This window comes from Ruegeria sp. O5, from assembly GCF_056535105.1.
Genome location: NZ_JBQERN010000009.1, coordinates 1 through 15,920 on the forward strand (window position 1 = coordinate 1; position 15,920 = coordinate 15,920).

A 15,920-nucleotide genomic window follows, 5' to 3' on the forward strand; every position below is an offset into this window, starting at 1 on the left:
CACTGGATATTCCAAGCTTCGCGCCGATCTCCTGGATCGGCTTCTTATTCGCTTCACGCGCAATTTCGATGTCGGATTTATAGCTCATTGGCCGGGGTCCTTGATTGAATACCGTGCAAAACCGACGTCCAACGTCGGCGCTACGCATTCCATACCCTTGTGTACAATCTGATTAGCCATGGATTCCGACATTCTGGCGTCGCGAAGCGTCGTCAGGTCACTTCATCGGTAACTAATCGGAAACCTGCATATTTTCAGGGCTCCAGGCAGGCTGGTCCGGAACAAAGAGCTTGAGGTGATCGCCCAGTTGAATGCGCCCAGGACGTTCGACCCAACCCGTGACACCGCGACGCCCGACGGCAGCAGGTTTAAACCCTGCACCATACCCCTGATGATCCGCTTCGATTTCGCGACCGGGCAGTACGCAGGGTGCGTTTTCCATATCCACAGTGATCGTCAGCCCGTTGACCGCCTGAAGACGCGAGGACGGCGGAATATGCGAGAAATCCGGAATACCTTTCAGCACTATGGATGCGCCCAGATAAGACGGGTCAAGCTGGTCCAGCCCCATGTTCTGCGCGATCTGCTGCAACTCTTCCAAGGACAGCACCGACAGTTGACGAACATTGCGGATTTCAGTGCCCTTGGGATAGAGGTTCGAGACCCGAACACAGGACGCACGGTTCAGACCTTCGTGCCGTTCGCCTTTCACGCCCTCAAACCCAAGATCCAGCAACTCAACGGGCTTGGCACGAAGCGATCCGCCGGCAGGAACAAGGCCCAGCCAAAGAACTTCGGCTGCAAATTCGGTTTCCCGCAAAAGCGGCATACGTGCTTCCCTTCCCATTGGTGCCTGCCAGCGCATAATGCCCAGTAACGCTCTGATGGAAAGATAAAAAAAACCCGGGGCAGAGCCCGGGTTCTTGCTGGTTATGCTGTCGGTTCAGGTTCCATCCCACCCTCAGGCGGTGATTTCTTCGCCTTGGTCTTGGGGATGGCTGTCACGCTGGGCGCACTGCCCTCGTCTGACTTGTCGTTCCGGTCATCACTGTCGCCGGGCGACTCCCCGTTCATGACGCGTTTGATTTCGTCACCGGTCAGTGTTTCGTATTCCAGCAAACCTTGGGCCAGACGTTCCCATTCCTCGTTCTGATCAGTCAGAATCTTGTGCGCCTGTTCATAGCCTTGCTGGATCAGGCGCTTTACCTCTTCTTCAATCAGTTCCTTGGTATGAGCCGATACCGAGAACCCGGCAGTATTGCCCTGGTATCCCTCATGCGCCTCGGCATAGTCGATATTGCCGACCTTGTCCGACATACCCCAGCGCATCACCATGGCGCGTGCCAGTTGGCTGGCCTGCATGATGTCCCCGGCAGGGCCGTTCGACACGTGATCTTCGCCATACTTGATGACTTCGGCAGCTTTACCCGCCATGGTCATCGCCAGCTTTTGTTCGCACTCATCCCGGTGATAGTTCAGGCGATCCATTTCCGGCAGCGAAACCACCATACCCAGCGCACCCCCGCGCGGTATGATTGTCGCCTTGTAGACCGGATCGCACATCGGCAGTGACAGACCAACAACAGCATGACCCGCTTCGTGATAGGCTGTCTTTTCCTTCTGATCCTGCGTCAGCACCATCGAGCGGCGCTCGGCCCCCATCATCACCTTGTCCTTGGCGTTTTCAAAATCTTCCATGGTGACAAAGCGACGACCCACGCGCGCGGCCATCAACGCGGCCTCGTTCACGAGGTTGGCCAGATCCGCACCCGAGAAGCCGGGCGTACCGCGCGCGATGATGCGCAGATCAACATCGGGGCCCAGCGGCGTCTTGCGTGCGTGAACGCCCAGAATTTTCTCGCGGCCCTTGATGTCCGGGTTGCCGACTGTGACCTGACGGTCAAACCGGCCCGGTCGCAGCAGCGCGGGGTCCAGAACGTCCTTGCGGTTTGTCGCTGCCAGAATGATTACACCTTCGTTGGCCTCAAACCCGTCCATTTCGACCAGCAACTGGTTGAGCGTTTGTTCCCGCTCGTCGTTGCCGCCACCATACCCGGCGCCGCGATGACGACCCACAGCGTCAATCTCATCGATAAACACGATACAGGGCGCATTCTTTTTCGCCTGCTCGAACATGTCGCGCACGCGGGACGCACCCACGCCAACGAACATTTCGACAAAATCCGAACCCGAGATGGTGAAGAACGGCACGCCCGCCTCACCCGCAATGGCACGGGCCAGAAGCGTCTTACCGGTACCCGGAGGGCCAACCAGCAGCGCGCCCTTGGGGATCTTGCCACCAAGGCGGCTGAACTTCTGCGGGTTGCGCAGGAATTCGACAATCTCTTCCAGCTCTTCCTTGGCCTCGTCGATACCGGCAACATCGTCAAAGGTCACGCGGCCATGCTTTTCGGTCAGCATCTTGGCCTTGGACTTACCAAAGCCCATCGCACCACCTTTGCCGCCGCCCTGCATCCGGTTCATGAAATAGACCCAGACACCGATCAGCAGCAGGAAAGGCAGCAGCGTGATCAGGAACGACTGAAAGCCTGATTGCTGTTGTTTTACGGCCTGAACGGGGATGTTTTCCTCGATCAGAAGCTTGGTCACTTCGGCGTCGCCGGGTTTGATCGTGACATAGCTGGCACCGCTTTGCAGGGTATAGCGAATCTGTTCACCATCCAGGGTCACGTTCTTGACTTCACCGCTTTGGACGGCACCGACAAAGTCGGAATAGGTTTTCTCGTTGCTCTGAAGCGTTCCGCCCGGTCCACTGAACAGATTGAACAGTGCAAGGATGAGCAGGAACAAAACGACCCAAAACGCGATATTGCGAGCGTTGCCCAAGGAAATTCTCCTAAAAGTTCCGGCAGGTGAGACGCTGCCAAGTTACCTCTTAAAATAGAGAGGATTGTCGTATGTTCAATGCGATAAAAAAGATGCGTGGAACTCGGGCCAATCTGACGCAAGCCTGGCCTGCCAACCATTCGCGAGCCCCGCAAGCGGGGCGGCCAGCACCCTGTCCGCAATCCAAACCGCAGGCGTCGCCGTCAACGCTATCCTGGGACGCCCGGTTGCACGCCACTCGGGCACCTGTTGCAACCCCTCACCGCCCAAAGCGCGGATTTCTGCGCCCATTATTGCCGGTCCGCTGAGCCGCCATTTGCCATCCCACACAGCACCGGGCGCCGCGATCTGAGATTTCACGGCATTAAATTCCCTGCAAATCCAAACACTCCCGCCTTGTGGAACAATCAGACAACCGCCCACTGACCCCGATTGCCCATTCGCAACTGCATCCATTGCCTGATCCACTGCCGCCTGACGTGGAGGATAACCCGACCCGGCAATCCATGAGAGGATTCCCAGCAGGACACGACGCCGAATCTCAAGGGGCAACGCGGTAAATCCAGCCCTGTTCACCCTCACGTCACTTTGATCCACCTGCGCCACGGACCCTGCGGATTCTTGCGCACAGAGGCCAAGTGCCGTGTGTGCCTGCGCCAGATTGTCCGCCACGCGGGACAATGAAAGCGCATCAATTCCCAAAGGTTCCAGCCCACCCAAAGCTTCGCGCGCCTTGATCCGATCGAAACGGGCATCCTGATTCGAAGGATCGTCCACCCATGCTACGCCAGCCTCAGTCAGATAGGTGCGCAGCTGTTCACGGGTGATCCCCAGCATCGGACGCAGCAACGTCAGACCCCTCTGTTTCCGAATAGCCGACATGCCAGACAGGCCCGTGACCCCGGATGATCGGCCCAACCGCATCAGCAGTGTTTCCGCCTGATCATCTGCGGTGTGGCCCAGCGCAATGGCATCGATTCTGCGGCCCTTCGCCCATTCGGATAACAAATCATATCGCGCCTGACGTGCCCGGTCCTGCAAGTTGCCGGTACCGTCCCATCCCGACCAACGCAGCGTATCATGAGACATCCCCAACGCAGCCGCCTGCCGGGATACGGTTTCGGCCTCGCACGCGGATTCGGGTCGCAAACCGTGGTCGACCGTGGCAACGAAAAAGGTGATGGCCTCATCTTGCGCCACCTGATGCAAAAGATGCATCAAGGCGACGGAATCCCCGCCTCCCGAAACTGCAATCCCCAACTTGCGCGGAAGTGTTTCGGGTAGCCGGGCGCGCAGGTCCGCAAGTAGTTTGCCGGAGTGATGGTTCAAGTACATCCCAACGCGGTCATCTCCTGCGTGGCGCTCGAAAACTCTGGCGCAGAAGGAAAGCGTACTCCGACCTCATTAAGCGTGATGCAGGCCTGATCGGTCTGTCCCAAACGGCCAAGCGCCGCGCCCAGTTCGTACAGTGCCTCGGGTGCAAATGCTCCCTCGGAATCACCCGTGAAGCTGGCCAGGAATGCCCGGGCTGCTTCTCGTGTGTCGCCAATCCCTTCTAGGGCATGACCGCGTTTCAGGTTGGCTTCGGGCGCCAGCGGACTGCCGGGATAGCTTGTTTCAAACTGCGCAAACAACGTGGCAGCAGTCTGGAAATCGCCGTCGGCCAACGCTTGCGAAGCTGCGTCAAAATCAGCGCGTTCACCTATGGCCAGTTCACCATGATCAGTTGCCGTTGGCGTTTCGATACTTGTTGGTCCGGTTATCACAGTGGCCGTGTCACCACCAAGTGTCGAGGTCTCACCCAACGTCGACAAATCGCCGCCTTCCAGTTCAACCAGCCGGAACTCAAGGTCACCGATGCGGTTGGTGCCGTCGGTGACAATGTTCTGCACCCGCTGGTTCAATTGCTCGGTCTGGCGGGTCAGGCGCTGCAATTCGGCCTCGATGGCATCCACCCGTTCAAGGACCGAACTGCCGGACAGGTTAGGTGCGGGTGAACCCGTAGTGGAAAATTCGCGTTTCAAACGCTGAATTTCCACATGTAGCACCGTCAGTTCCTGACGGATGTCCGCAAGGGTCTGTTGATCCTGTGCCTGTGCTACACCAGCCGTCGCCACAACCGCCGCCAAAACCCATCCTGCAATGCGCATCATCTTACCCCAGAGTTGACCCGGTCAGAACCGTTACCGCACGGCGGTTCTTGGAATAACATTCCTCGGTGCTGCAAATCTCGATCGGGCGTTCCTTGCCATAGCTCACGGTGTTCAGGCGGCTGCCCGCAACACCGCGCGAAATCAGGTACTCACGCGCAGCGTTCGCCCGGCGTGCGCCCAGCGCAAGGTTGTATTCCCGCGTGCCCTGCTCATCCGCGTGGCCTTCGATCGTTGCGACAAAATCCGGATTGGCCAGCAGCCAGTCCGCCTGCCCTTGCAGCACTGTTTGCGCCTCGGGCGACAGGGTTGACTGGTCAACGGCAAACAGGACACGGTCCCCGACTGTTTGCTGGAAATACGCGGGCGAGCGCGGATCACTCGGTGATCCGGGGACAATGGATCCAATGCCTCCGCTACCACCACCGCCACCCAAGGCTGAGGGGTCATTGTTTGTGCAGGCGGCGATCACACTCAGCGCGCCCAGCGCCAGAACTTTGCTCAATACGTTCATTTCAGGTGCCTCGTGTTATGTTTATTGCCGCCTGTCTACCACAGGGACGATTTGTTGTGAACTTTGCTGCGATCAATTCTGCAATGGGCCCCAGGACGGATCGCTGCCGCCGTCCGGTGTACGTACCGGGCGCAGGTTCCTGCCCGAGATATCCACCGAGTAAAGCGATGCCCTACCACTGGCCCCCTGCGTTTCGCGGGTGAACATGATGACCCGGCCATTAGGCGACCAGGTGGGGCCTTCATCCAGGAAAGACGCTGTCAGCAAACGTTCTTCTGACCCGTCGATGCGCATCACGCCGATATGGAACCGGCCCTGGTTCTGCTTGGTAAAGGCGATCAGGTCGCCGCGCGGTGACCAGACCGGGGTACCATAGCGACCTGCACCAAAGCTGATCCGCGTGGCTTCGCCCCCGTTTGCTGCCATCACGTACAATTGCGGCGTGCCGGAGCGGTCGCTTTCAAAGACGATCCGGCTGCCATCGGGTGAATAGCTGGGGGCAGTTTCAATTGCGGGCGTGTTGGTCAGGCGCGTGCTTTGACCCGAAACGATATCCATCTTCCACAGATCGGTATTGCCGCCCTGAATCAGCGAATAGACAATCGACCGGCCATCCGGCGAGAACCGAGGCGAAAAGCTCATCGTTCCGTCCTGCGTCTTCAGTTCCCGTGGTTTCGGGCGCCCGACTTCAGTCACGTAAATGCGCGGGCTGCCGCTTTCATAACTGGTATAGAGCAGCCGGTCACCGGTGGGTGAGAACCGGGGCGCCAGAACGATTGCGGCGCTGTCGGTCATGTACTGCACATTCGCGCCATCGTAATCCATGATCGCCAAACGCTTCAGGCGCTGGTCCTTCGGCCCGCTTTCCGAAACAAAGGCAACGCGGCTGTCAAAATAACCGCCTTCACCTGTGATCCGGCTATAGACCTGATCGGCCACCTTGTGCGCCATGCGCCGCCACCCGTCTGTGGTACCTGCCAGTTGAAGGCCATTGCCCAGTTCCTGGCCCGAAAACACATCCCACACCCGGAACCGGACCGTCAGTTTCTGACCGGACACATTGACAGCGCCGGTGACCAGCGCGTCAGCGTTGATCGCCTTCCAATCCGCAAACTGAACCGGAGCTTCGAAGCTGCTGACCCGGCTGATGAACGCATCCGAGGAGATTTCGCGGAACAACCCGGTCCCGGTCAGGTCAGCCGCCACCACGCGCGAGATATCCTGCGCGAACTGTGCTGCGGCCGGACTGTCCGGCACAAAATTCGGAACGGCAAAGGGCAAGGGTTCGATAATCCCCTCATCCAGTTCCAGACGCAAAGGCCCGTTCTGTGCATAAACCGGCGCAGACATCAGTGTCAGGCCGACAAAGAGGCTGGTCAGAAGCTTCATCATTTGATCCGCATCCTCTCGGGGTTAAATGTAATCTCAACATCCTGCCAATGTTCGTATTTGTCAGCAGGCAATTCATATCCTTTGGCCCCGCAGCGCAAAATAGCGCGTCGCGCAGCCTCGTAGGCCTGTTTAACGGCTCCGGCAGAGCCACCAGAGCTGTCCAGCATCCGAACACTGCCACCGACGACCGTACCATCACGGTTCAGTGAAAACGCGACAACAACCACAGTGTTCAGCGCATCCGTGGACAAGGAACCCACATTCCAACACCCAGAGACAGCCAGTCGCATCGCGTCTTTCTCTCCGCTGGTCAGCGGTGGGCCAGAAGGTTCGGACCCGCTGCCCAAGGCTTCGGCCAGGGCGTCGTTGATTGCCGTTTCATCGGTTTGTTTCTCAGGTTCCGGGGTCGCCTCAGGCGTTTTGGCCACTGCGGGTTCCGGCGGCGGGCTTGGCCGGTTTGGGCGCACGCGCGGTCGCGGAGATGTCAGGGGCGACTGGTCCTTGGTTTCCTCGGCCTCGGTCACAATCTCCGGGGCTGCCTCTTGCGGCGCGGTCTGATCCTGCTGTTCCTGTTGAACCTCTGCGCCTTCATCCAGGGATACCGGAGGCGTTTCAAAATCATCAGGCTTTGCCTCGGGCGGTGGCGGAGCTATTGCCTCGGGCGCGACGCGGTCTGATGGGCGCGGCTGTGCCTCCGGACCGGGCGGCGCAGGCTGTGCAACAGGTTCAACCTGAGGTTCCGTCAGAACCGGAGGCTCGTCAGGCACCTCGGGTTCTGGCGGCGCTTCCACGATGATGGGCTCTGGCTCTGGTTCCGGTTCAGCCGGTGCAACAGGTTCAGGGCGGGGCTGTTCGTCACTCTCGGGTTCCGGGGGCTTGGTCACAGCCTCCGGCTCGGGCGGTTGCTGCAACGCGGTCGGCACTTCGGGGAGTTCCGGCGCATCCCGCTGGACCGTCATGGCCGCGAATTGTTCAGCCGTGATCACAGAGACATCCTGCACAGCCATCGGCAACGGTTCGGACCGGAAGGTGCCGCCGAACATCGCCCATCCGATCAGGCTGACATGCGCAATCGCTGAAATCTTGGTGCCGGTATCCACCGTGCGACCTCACTCTCCACCTTCATCCAGCGTCGGCCCGCCGGTATCGGTCACAAGGCCAACGTTGGAAAACCCGCCCGCGTTCAGCGCACCCATGACCTGCATCACCTGTGCGTAAGGGATTGCGCCATCGGCCCGCAGGAAAACCCGGTCACTGCTCCGCTCTGCCGCAATGGCACGCAGCTTGCCAATCAATTCTTCGCGCAACACGTCGGTGGTCTGGATCTGCACGCGGCCGTCTGCGGTCAGGGTCACGGTCAAAGGCTCTTCATTGTCGCCGGGCAGCGCACTGGCTGCGGTCTTGGGCAGATCGACCGGAACACCGACCGTCAGCAATGGCGCGGCCACCATGAAGATGATCAGCAACACCAGCATGACATCCACGAATGGCGTCACATTGATCTCGGCCATCGGCTGCGCGCGACCGCGACGCCGACCACGTCTGCGCCCATTGCCGTTCGAAGATTGCTGGATCGCAGCGCCCATCGTCAGCTGTCCAACTGGCGCGACAGAATGGTTGCGAATTCATCCGCAAAGGCTTCATAGCCGCCAACGATCCGGTCACTATCGGCGCTGAGTTTGTTATAGAAAATCACCGCCGGGATCGCCGCCAAAAGGCCCAACCCTGTCGCCATCAACGCCTCGGCAATACCGGGGGCCACAACGGCAAGGTTGGTGTTTTGCTGTTCGGCAATCTCGATGAATGCATTCATGATGCCCCAAACGGTGCCAAACAGCCCGATAAACGGAGCCGTGGAGCCGACAGTTGCCAGAATGGGAAGACCTTTTTGCAGGGTTTCCGCCTCTTTCGCGATGGCGACATCCATCGACCGGTCGATCCGCGCGGTTGCCCCGGCAATCAGCCCGCCGTCATTTCGATGCGACCTGCGCCATTCGATCATGCCTGACGCAAAGATCTTTTCCGAGCTGCCATCCGGCTGCGTCCCGATCTGCTCGAACAACTCATCCAACGGGTTGCCCGACCAGAAGCTTTCATCAAAAACCTGCGCCTCGCGTCGGGCCGCGCGATAGTTGATCAGCTTCTGAATGATGATCCCCCAGGACCAGATGGATGCGCCGGTAAGTACCAGCATCACCAGTTTGACGATAAAGGTCGCGCGGGCAAACAGCCCCCACATGGAGAAGTCGATCTCCTGCGCCAGCGCCAGCGTTTCAGCTTCCATGAACCTGCTCTTTGTTTTGCCTGATGGCCGTTCGTTTGGCCTTGTTTTGCCAAACGCTATCTCAGTTGGTCATGAAAAGCCAACAGAACCACCCATGGTCCGCAAATTGTTACATCAATGCGCGAATCTCTGCCGGCAATCGGATCGGTTTGCCCGCTTTATTGATGCAAACAGCCGTGACAGATGCACGAAATATTTCGGTCTCACCGCGGCGAACAAGCTGCGCCATAGTCAGACGCACGCCCGAGATTTCGGTGACCTCGGTTTCAACAATCAATTCATCATCAAACCTTGCAGGCGCCAGATACTCGGCCTCGACCCGCCGCACGACCCAAACAATGCCCTCCTCCCGCATGGCGTTTTGGTCATTGCCCAGATTACGCACCCAGTCCGAGCGCGCGCGCTCGATATAGCGCAGGTAGTTCGCGTGATAGACAACCCCACCCATGTCGGTGTCTTCATAAAACACGCGGATGGGGTAGGTGTGTTTCATTGCAACGCCTCCAGTCGGGCAAACAGCCTTAACGCATGCGAGGCATCCTGTGCCGCCCGTGGCAAAACCGGATCATAGGCCGCCCGGATCAAGGACGCGATGTCGGGACGCAGGATCGTGGCCTCACCTGCGATTGCCAGTGGAGATTGATTGCGAAATGCAGTGTCCGACCAGAGCAAGATGGTCTGCACGACCTGATTGAGCGCAAGGGTTTCCGCCGGAACCTTGGACAATTCCTTGTCCATGCGCAGAAACACAAACGCCGCGCGGACCGCGCCATCTTCTTCGAACCGGAAAATGCGGTACTGGTTTGCATCTGCCGCGACCAGACGCGCGACCAAAGGTTCCAGATCCGGGATCAATCGATCAAGGTCCGGTACCTCCAGCAGCTCCTGCCAGTCCCGGAAAAAGAAAACCATGCAATTCGCGCCAAGCTCAGGGTCCGTCTCGGCCATTTGGTGACCGGCCAGCGTGACAACGGCTTCGAAAGCCCCTTTTACGGTGGCCAGCGTCTCGTCTTCGACGCCGAAAACGATCGGAACAATAGGCCGCCCCCAGCGCGCAAACAGAAACTCGCCGCTTTCGCGTGTGAACAGCGCTTCAATTTCTTCCGGTGTCACCGCCAGCCCTTCATCTTTTCAAAAATACTCTCGCCGAAAGGCATAAAATCTAAGCGCGCTGGCTTCAACCGAACAGATCGCTTTGCCGCTTGGGCGCGGCCATCCCAAGATGCGTCCACGCCTTCTGCGCCAACATCCGCCCGCGCGGAGTACGCTGGATCAGCCCCTGTTGCAGCAAATAGGGCTCAATCACTTCCTCAAGCGAGTCGCGGCTTTCGGACAGCGCGGCAGACAGGGTTTCAATCCCCACCGGGCCACCTGCATAGTTTTCGGCAATCAGCTTCAGATACCGCCGGTCCGCACCATCAAGGCCCAGATTATCGACGCCCAGACGGGTCAAGGCACCATCGGCAAGGTCCCGTGTGATCCGCCCGTCCCCTTCGACAATCGCGAAATCCACAACACGCCTCAGCAATCGCCCGGCGATACGTGGCGTTCCGCGCGACCGGCGCGCGATTTCGCGCGCACCATCGTTATCCGCAGGCGCGCCCAGTTTTCGCGCGTTCCGAGTGACAATTTCGTGCAATTCATCAACCGTGTAGAACTGAAGCCGGGTCGGGATACCAAACCGGTCACGCAAGGGCGTTGTCAGCAGGCCCATCCGCGTGGTGGCCCCCACCAGTGTGAATGGCTGCAACTCGATCCGTACAGTGCGCGCAGCAGGGCCTTCGCCGATAACAAGATCCAGCTCGAAATCTTCCATCGCCGGGTACAGCACTTCTTCCACCGCCGGGTTGAGCCTGTGAATCTCGTCGATGAACAACACATCCCGCGATTCAAGATTGGTCAGGATCGCCGCCAAATCCCCCGCCTTGGCCAGAACCGGGCCAGAGGTCATGCGAAAGTTCACCCCCAGTTCACGCGCCATGATCTGTGCGAGGGTCGTCTTACCCAACCCCGGAGGTCCGTGAAACAAGGTGTGGTCCATCGCCTCGCCGCGTTGCCGGGCGGATTGAATAAAGATGCGCAAGTTGGCACGCGCCTCAGCCTGACCAATGAATTCATCCAGCCCCTGAGGACGCAAAGCGCGGTCATTGTCTTCCGGCAGGGGCTCCGGGCGCAGGGTGGGATCAGCGTCAACCATTCACTTACCCTTTCGGAGCCAGCAGCCTGAGGGCCGCGCGGATCAGATCAGCCTCGTCCGCATCCGGCTGGCTTGCAGCCGCTTCAGCCACGGCACCTGCCGCCTCGGATGGCCCATATCCAAGGTTGGCCAGCGCCGACAACGCCCCGGCAGACGCGGCCGCGGCACCCGATGGCGGTTTCGGAACACGTCTCGGCGCGGGTGTAGAATCATTCGGCTCAACAACCTCAAGTTCCGGCCCGTCCATCGCCTGAGCAATCGTGCCGCCCATGGCCATCACTCCGGGTGCCTTGTCCTTGAGGTCCAACACGATCCGCTGGGCGGTTTTTGGCCCGACGCCCTTGGCCGCCTTGACAGCACCCCAGTCCCCCAGGGCAATTGCGCGGCTGACACCGTCGGGCCCCAATGCACTCAGGATCGCCAGCGACACCTTCGCGCCGACCCCCTGAACGGAGCACAGCAGGCGATGCCACTCTTTCTCGACAAGCGACAGAAACCCGTAAAGCTGCATAAGGTCTTCGCGGACGACCATGTCAGTGTAGATCGAGACCGCCTCGCCCGCCCCCGGCAATGCCGCCAAGGTTCGGTCGGAACAATAGACAAGATAGCCGACGCCCCGAACATCGATCAGCACATGATCCACCGCGCGGTAATCCAGCCGCCCTGTCAGTTTGCCGATCATGCCCGCACCTCTTTCACACGCGCCTGTTGCGTTTTCCCGTAATAGGCATGGCAGATCGCAATCGCCAGTGCATCCGCCGCGTCGGCCCCTTTCGGCAAACAGCCCGGCAATTGCAGTTTGACCATATGCAAAACCTGCTCTTTCTCGGCATGACCCACGCCCACCACGGTCTTTTTCACCCGGTTGGGTGCATACTCCCCCACCGGCAAACCGGCCTGTGCCAGCGTCAGCAACGCCACACCACGCGCCTGCCCCAATTTGAGGGTTCCGGCCCCATCCTTGTTCACGAATGTCTGTTCGATAGCAGCCTGGTCGGGTCTGTGATCCGCAATCACTTCGACAATCTGATTGTGCAGCGACAGCAGCCGCTCGCCCAGATCGTCCCCATCCGATTTGCACAACCCGTTGGCCACATGGCTCAGGCGGCTGCCATTTGATTCGATGACGCCCCATCCCAGGGTTCTAAGCCCCGGATCGATGCCCAGAATTCGCATATTTTGCCTCGGCCTGCTCGGGTTGTGTGATCTTTTTTCAACGCCTAGCACGAAGCGTGAACATTTTCCAAGCGAATTGACCCTAGGGCTGAAAACGACACGCGTGTCTCAGGCGCGACTTCGGGCGCATTTTGCGACCCAGTGAAGTCTGAATTCGACACTTTCCCAAAGGCTTTTTCACCAATTGTTAAAGGGGATTACAGCTTCGTGAAGCCTTGCAGAAAACGCATAGGACACATGCAAAAACTGAACTTGTGCTAACGAAATGACAGCACTAGATGCCCCGCAGATCGCAGAAATGCAATGTGAACACTAACCAGAAGGAAACAGGATATGGCTGCACTGGACACAACCCGCGTCGCTACCACTGGCTCGTTCGGCCTTGTTGGCCGTATCGGCGCATTTTTCGTGTCGGCCGTTAACGCCGCAGTTGAATGGAATGACGCCCGCGTAACCCGCAACGCGCTGACCGGTCTGACCGACCGCGAACTGGACGATATCGGCCTGTGCCGTGGTGACATCGACTCCATCGCCGAAGGTCGCCGCTAAGAACCGGCCACTACGCTTATTTGCCCCTTCCTCCTCCCTTGAGGGGCACACAAAAACACCGCGCACCATAAGGGTACGCGGTGTTTTTTTAATCCGAGGGAGCGGATTAGTAGAAAACTTTGTTCAGCTGAGCGGCGAGGGCTTGCGACACAGGGTCGATTTGCATCACCCAGGCACCGGCTTTTTCGACTGGCGTACCTTCGTTCAGGCTGTCGATCCGATATTGATAGCCGGTCGGGCCAAGGTGGGACAAAAGAAATGCTTTGAAGGCGAAGAAACCCACAAGCGTAAGCAGCAGCACCTTTGCTGGCACCGCCGAGCTCACCCGCTGCGGCCTCATCACAACCAGGCCATCCTTGCGCATCGTCGCACGATAGCCACGGCTCATCTTTTGGTGTTTCTTGTTCAGGCGATTTACGCGCTGATTGAACTCCAGTTGTTTACCCGTCATGGCAGCCTCCAAAAACCGCCCCCCTCGACTTCATTCAGAAAACGGTAAAAAGAGATTGCGACAAAAACGTGGCAAAAACCTATAAAACTCCTGCAAATAGCCTAATTCGCGCCCTGTTTGGTTAAAATTAGGGTCGTCCACTCACCAATCTCGGCCCTATAGGTCTGATTGAACCCGTTTTGTGAATAAACGGAAACCACGTCATCGGCCTGTTCGTTAAGGATTCCCGACAGGATCGCATGCCCACCTGGGCGGAGATTCGCTGCCATTTCGGGTGACAAGGCCACCAAAGGCCCTTTGAGGATATTGGCAAAGATCAGATCGTAGGGTGCGTGTGCCTTGAGGTCGGGATGATCGAAACCTGCGGCTTCAACACACCGAACCGCGCCGGACATACCGTTTGCCTTCAGGTTGGCTTCGGCCACTTCAACGGCCACTTCGTCGATATCGCTGGCAATGAAATCGCCATCCCATACCCGGGCTGCCGCCATGGCCAGAACGGCCGTGCCGCAACCGATATCCGCTACTTTCGAGGCACTGAATCCTTCATCCAACAACCGGTCCAGAGCTTTCAGACATCCCAGCGTGGTGCCATGATGCCCGGTACCAAAGGCCATTGCCGCCTCGATCAGCAGTGGAATGCGACCGTCGGGCAGCTTGTCGGCATCGTGGCTGCCATAGACAAAAAAGCGGCCCGCCTCAACCGGGGCAAGCTCTCGCTGCACATGGGCCACCCAATCGGTTTCAGGCAATTCCGACACAACAAAAGGTTTGGCTTCAAAGGCAACTGCCAGAACGGCCAGTGCGGCCTCGTCAGGGGCTTCGGTGAAATATCCACCCACTTCCCACAGGCCCGAGCCATCTTCGACCTCGAACACACCGACGCCGGTTGGTTCGGGCTCCAGCCGCTCCATCGCTTCGCCCAAACCTTCGGCGGCTTTCTTACCTGTCAGCGTGGTCAGCGCAGTGAATGTGGGCATGGGGAACTCCTGTTTCAGTTGGCACTGCGCGTAGGACGGTGCGCCGCCAACGTCAAGCTTGCGACCTATTCCGCCGGGGCTGGCGCGTATTTGCTCAGGACGGTCTCATTGCCCGGTTCCGGGTGGCGTGGAACCAGCAGGGACAGCAGCAGAGAAACGACCGCCATCGCCGCCGCTAGGCCAAATACGGCGCCTGGCGACATGACCCAGAGCAAACCCAGCAACGCGGGCAGGAAAACAGCAGCGATATGGTTGATCGTGAACGCGACTGCGGCAGTTGGCGCAATATCCGCCGGATCGGCGATTTTCTGGAAATAGGTTTTCAGCGCCAGCGCCAGCGCAAACAGCACATGGTCGATGACATAGAGCGTCGCCGCCAACAGCACGCCCCAGCCAAACCAGTAGATGCCACCATAGGCTGCGAACACGATCGCCAGACCGGTGTATTCAAAGATCAACGTGCGCCGTTCGCCAAACTTGGCCACCGCTTTACCCAGCAACGGAGCAACCATCATGTTGATCATCAGGTTGATCAGATACAGGCTGGTCAGCTCATGCACTTCAAAGCCGAACTTCTCGACCATCATGAACCCGGCAAAGACGACAAAGATCTGTCGCCGCGCACCGGCCATGAATTGCAGCGCGTAATATAGCCAGTATCGACGGCGCAGGATCAGTTTCTTGGTTTGCGGTGTGGGGGCATCGAATTGCGGGAAGGCGAACAGGCAAAACAGGGCTAGCAAAGCTGTTGCACCGCCAGCAGCCATGAAGACAAAGTTATAGGACAGATCGAACCGCTCCCAGGTCAGAACGATCAGCCCGTAAACCACCATCGTTGCAGCCGAGCCCATTGCGACCAGCCATCCCAATATCTGCGGCGCGCGATCCTTGGGAAGCCATTGCAACTGAAGCGACTGGTTTACAGTCTCATAGTAATGAAACCCGATTGAACTGAACAAGGTCACGAACAGCAATCCGCCAAGGCTTGGGAACCAGGCCGTAAAAGCCGTTGCGACCCCAAGCATCATCAGCGAGATCATGGCCAGCACCTGCTCGCGAATGAAAATGATGACGGCAATCACGCCGACCGCCAGAAAGCCCGGAATCTCGCGCACCGTGTGTAGCAGGCCGATATCGGCCCCGTCGAAATTCGCTGCCTCAATGACGAAGTTGTTCAACAGCGCGCTCCACGCATTAAACGCGATGGGCATGGTCAAGGCCATCACGAACAGAAGCGTGACAGGACGACGCCAGAACGGAAGGCTCTGCGCCTCGGCAAGGGGCATAGGTTTCAGCATGAGAATCCTCTACGCCCATTTCCCAACTTTGGCGAGGGGGAAGCGACCGGCGCACAATGGCCCTGCGTTAATGCAGACGTCA

The 15,920-nt window shown here is 58.7% G+C and carries 18 protein-coding genes; 1 reads left to right on the forward strand and 17 read right to left on the reverse strand.

Going from position 1 to position 15,920, the window contains the following annotated elements:
* Positions 1-232: 232 nt before the first annotated feature.
* The 14 genes from ACR0M3_RS12415 to ruvC all read right to left on the reverse strand — a co-directional run bounded on the left by ACR0M3_RS12415 (position 233) and on the right by ruvC (position 12,560).
* Positions 233-829 carry an MOSC domain-containing protein gene (locus ACR0M3_RS12415; RefSeq protein ID WP_480911218.1) on the reverse strand — a complete coding sequence of 199 codons (597 nt, stop codon included), beginning with the start codon at positions 827-829 and terminating at the stop codon, positions 233-235.
* A gap of 101 nt (positions 830-930) precedes the next feature.
* Positions 931-2,847 carry an ATP-dependent zinc metalloprotease FtsH gene (ftsH, locus tag ACR0M3_RS12420; protein WP_267367030.1) on the reverse strand — a complete coding sequence of 639 codons (1,917 nt, stop codon included), beginning with the start codon at positions 2,845-2,847 and terminating at the stop codon, positions 931-933.
* A gap of 75 nt (positions 2,848-2,922) precedes the next feature.
* Positions 2,923-4,182 carry a tRNA lysidine(34) synthetase TilS gene (gene tilS / locus ACR0M3_RS12425; protein ID WP_480911063.1) on the reverse strand — a complete coding sequence of 420 codons (1,260 nt, stop codon included), beginning with the start codon at positions 4,180-4,182 and terminating at the stop codon, positions 2,923-2,925.
* Positions 4,173-4,997: a tol-pal system protein YbgF gene (gene ybgF, locus ACR0M3_RS12430; protein WP_480911221.1), complete on the reverse strand. Its 825-nt coding sequence runs from the start codon at positions 4,995-4,997 to the stop codon at positions 4,173-4,175. The genes tilS and ybgF overlap by 10 nt, the downstream gene beginning before the upstream one ends.
* A gap of 4 nt (positions 4,998-5,001) precedes the next feature.
* The gene (gene pal / locus ACR0M3_RS12435; protein ID WP_267364104.1) at positions 5,002-5,511 is read right to left on the reverse strand and encodes a peptidoglycan-associated lipoprotein Pal; all 510 of its coding nucleotides are present in this window, start codon (positions 5,509-5,511) and stop codon (positions 5,002-5,004) included.
* Positions 5,512-5,583: 72 nt separating this feature from the next.
* Complete coding sequence (gene tolB / locus ACR0M3_RS12440) at positions 5,584-6,903, reverse strand: Tol-Pal system beta propeller repeat protein TolB (protein ID WP_480911065.1); 1,320 nt, start codon at positions 6,901-6,903, stop codon at positions 5,584-5,586.
* Positions 6,900-8,003 carry an energy transducer TonB gene (locus ACR0M3_RS12445; RefSeq protein WP_480911066.1) on the reverse strand — a complete coding sequence of 368 codons (1,104 nt, stop codon included), beginning with the start codon at positions 8,001-8,003 and terminating at the stop codon, positions 6,900-6,902. Before ACR0M3_RS12445 ends, tolB begins: the two co-directional genes overlap by 4 nt.
* 9 nt (positions 8,004-8,012) lie before the next feature.
* Positions 8,013-8,489: a protein TolR gene (gene tolR / locus ACR0M3_RS12450; protein ID WP_480483970.1), complete on the reverse strand. Its 477-nt coding sequence runs from the start codon at positions 8,487-8,489 to the stop codon at positions 8,013-8,015.
* 2 nt (positions 8,490-8,491) lie between these two features.
* Positions 8,492-9,187 carry a protein TolQ gene (gene tolQ, locus ACR0M3_RS12455; protein WP_209505518.1) on the reverse strand — a complete coding sequence of 232 codons (696 nt, stop codon included), beginning with the start codon at positions 9,185-9,187 and terminating at the stop codon, positions 8,492-8,494.
* 109 nt (positions 9,188-9,296) lie between these two features.
* Complete coding sequence (gene ybgC, locus ACR0M3_RS12460; RefSeq protein ID WP_480538577.1) at positions 9,297-9,680, reverse strand: tol-pal system-associated acyl-CoA thioesterase; 384 nt, start codon at positions 9,678-9,680, stop codon at positions 9,297-9,299.
* Positions 9,677-10,300 (reverse strand): hypothetical protein, encoded by a 624-nt coding sequence (locus ACR0M3_RS12465; RefSeq protein ID WP_480870758.1) that lies wholly within the window; start codon positions 10,298-10,300, stop codon positions 9,677-9,679. Before ACR0M3_RS12465 ends, ybgC begins: the two co-directional genes overlap by 4 nt.
* A gap of 64 nt (positions 10,301-10,364) precedes the next feature.
* Positions 10,365-11,384: a Holliday junction branch migration DNA helicase RuvB gene (gene ruvB, locus ACR0M3_RS12470; protein WP_267364110.1), complete on the reverse strand. Its 1,020-nt coding sequence runs from the start codon at positions 11,382-11,384 to the stop codon at positions 10,365-10,367.
* Between the two features lie 4 nt (positions 11,385-11,388).
* Entirely contained in the window at positions 11,389-12,066 is a 678-nt protein-coding gene (gene ruvA / locus ACR0M3_RS12475) for a Holliday junction branch migration protein RuvA (protein WP_480507047.1), read from the reverse strand.
* A complete protein-coding gene (ruvC, locus tag ACR0M3_RS12480) occupies positions 12,063-12,560 on the reverse strand; it encodes a crossover junction endodeoxyribonuclease RuvC (RefSeq protein WP_209598197.1) in 498 nt (165 codons plus the stop codon). Before ruvC ends, ruvA begins: the two co-directional genes overlap by 4 nt.
* Positions 12,561-12,893: 333 nt before the next feature.
* Between ruvC and ACR0M3_RS12485 the strand changes: the two genes are divergently transcribed.
* The gene (locus ACR0M3_RS12485) at positions 12,894-13,109 is read left to right on the forward strand and encodes a DUF1127 domain-containing protein (RefSeq protein ID WP_267364114.1); all 216 of its coding nucleotides are present in this window, start codon (positions 12,894-12,896) and stop codon (positions 13,107-13,109) included.
* Between the two features lie 106 nt (positions 13,110-13,215).
* On the opposite strand, the gene ACR0M3_RS12490 is transcribed toward ACR0M3_RS12485, so the two are convergent.
* The 3 genes from ACR0M3_RS12490 to ACR0M3_RS12500 form a co-directional block, all read right to left on the reverse strand.
* Positions 13,216-13,572 (reverse strand): hypothetical protein, encoded by a 357-nt coding sequence (locus ACR0M3_RS12490; RefSeq protein WP_480911068.1) that lies wholly within the window; start codon positions 13,570-13,572, stop codon positions 13,216-13,218.
* Between the two features lie 89 nt (positions 13,573-13,661).
* Entirely contained in the window at positions 13,662-14,540 is an 879-nt protein-coding gene (locus ACR0M3_RS12495; RefSeq protein ID WP_480911070.1) for a 50S ribosomal protein L11 methyltransferase, read from the reverse strand.
* A 65-nt stretch (positions 14,541-14,605) separates the two neighbouring features.
* Positions 14,606-15,838, reverse strand: a complete 1,233-nt coding sequence (locus tag ACR0M3_RS12500; RefSeq protein WP_480473741.1) for an MFS transporter — start codon at positions 15,836-15,838, stop codon at positions 14,606-14,608.
* Positions 15,839-15,920: the final 82 nt, after the last annotated feature.

What these genes read in the sequence shown, in the direction of transcription:
- ACR0M3_RS12495 (WP_480911070.1), bottom strand. Translation starts at nt 14,540, where the DNA reads ATGCCCACATTCACTGCGCTGACCACGCTGACAGGTAAGAAAGCCGCC.
- tolR (WP_480483970.1), bottom strand. Translation starts at nt 8,489, where the DNA reads ATGGGCGCTGCGATCCAGCAATCTTCGAACGGCAATGGGCGCAGACGT.
- tolQ (WP_209505518.1), bottom strand. Translation starts at nt 9,187, where the DNA reads ATGGAAGCTGAAACGCTGGCGCTGGCGCAGGAGATCGACTTCTCCATG.
- ruvC (WP_209598197.1), bottom strand. Translation starts at nt 12,560, where the DNA reads ATGCGAATTCTGGGCATCGATCCGGGGCTTAGAACCCTGGGATGGGGC.
- ybgF (WP_480911221.1), bottom strand. Translation starts at nt 4,997, where the DNA reads ATGCGCATTGCAGGATGGGTTTTGGCGGCGGTTGTGGCGACGGCTGGT.
- ACR0M3_RS12485 (WP_267364114.1), top strand. Translation starts at nt 12,894, where the DNA reads ATGGCTGCACTGGACACAACCCGCGTCGCTACCACTGGCTCGTTCGGC.
- ACR0M3_RS12415 (WP_480911218.1), bottom strand. Translation starts at nt 829, where the DNA reads ATGCCGCTTTTGCGGGAAACCGAATTTGCAGCCGAAGTTCTTTGGCTG.
- ACR0M3_RS12500 (WP_480473741.1), bottom strand. Translation starts at nt 15,838, where the DNA reads ATGCTGAAACCTATGCCCCTTGCCGAGGCGCAGAGCCTTCCGTTCTGG.
- tolB (WP_480911065.1), bottom strand. Translation starts at nt 6,903, where the DNA reads ATGATGAAGCTTCTGACCAGCCTCTTTGTCGGCCTGACACTGATGTCT.
- tilS (WP_480911063.1), bottom strand. Translation starts at nt 4,182, where the DNA reads ATGTACTTGAACCATCACTCCGGCAAACTACTTGCGGACCTGCGCGCC.
- ruvA (WP_480507047.1), bottom strand. Translation starts at nt 12,066, where the DNA reads ATGATCGGCAAACTGACAGGGCGGCTGGATTACCGCGCGGTGGATCAT.
- ruvB (WP_267364110.1), bottom strand. Translation starts at nt 11,384, where the DNA reads ATGGTTGACGCTGATCCCACCCTGCGCCCGGAGCCCCTGCCGGAAGAC.
- ybgC (WP_480538577.1), bottom strand. Translation starts at nt 9,680, where the DNA reads ATGAAACACACCTACCCCATCCGCGTGTTTTATGAAGACACCGACATG.
- pal (WP_267364104.1), bottom strand. Translation starts at nt 5,511, where the DNA reads ATGAACGTATTGAGCAAAGTTCTGGCGCTGGGCGCGCTGAGTGTGATC.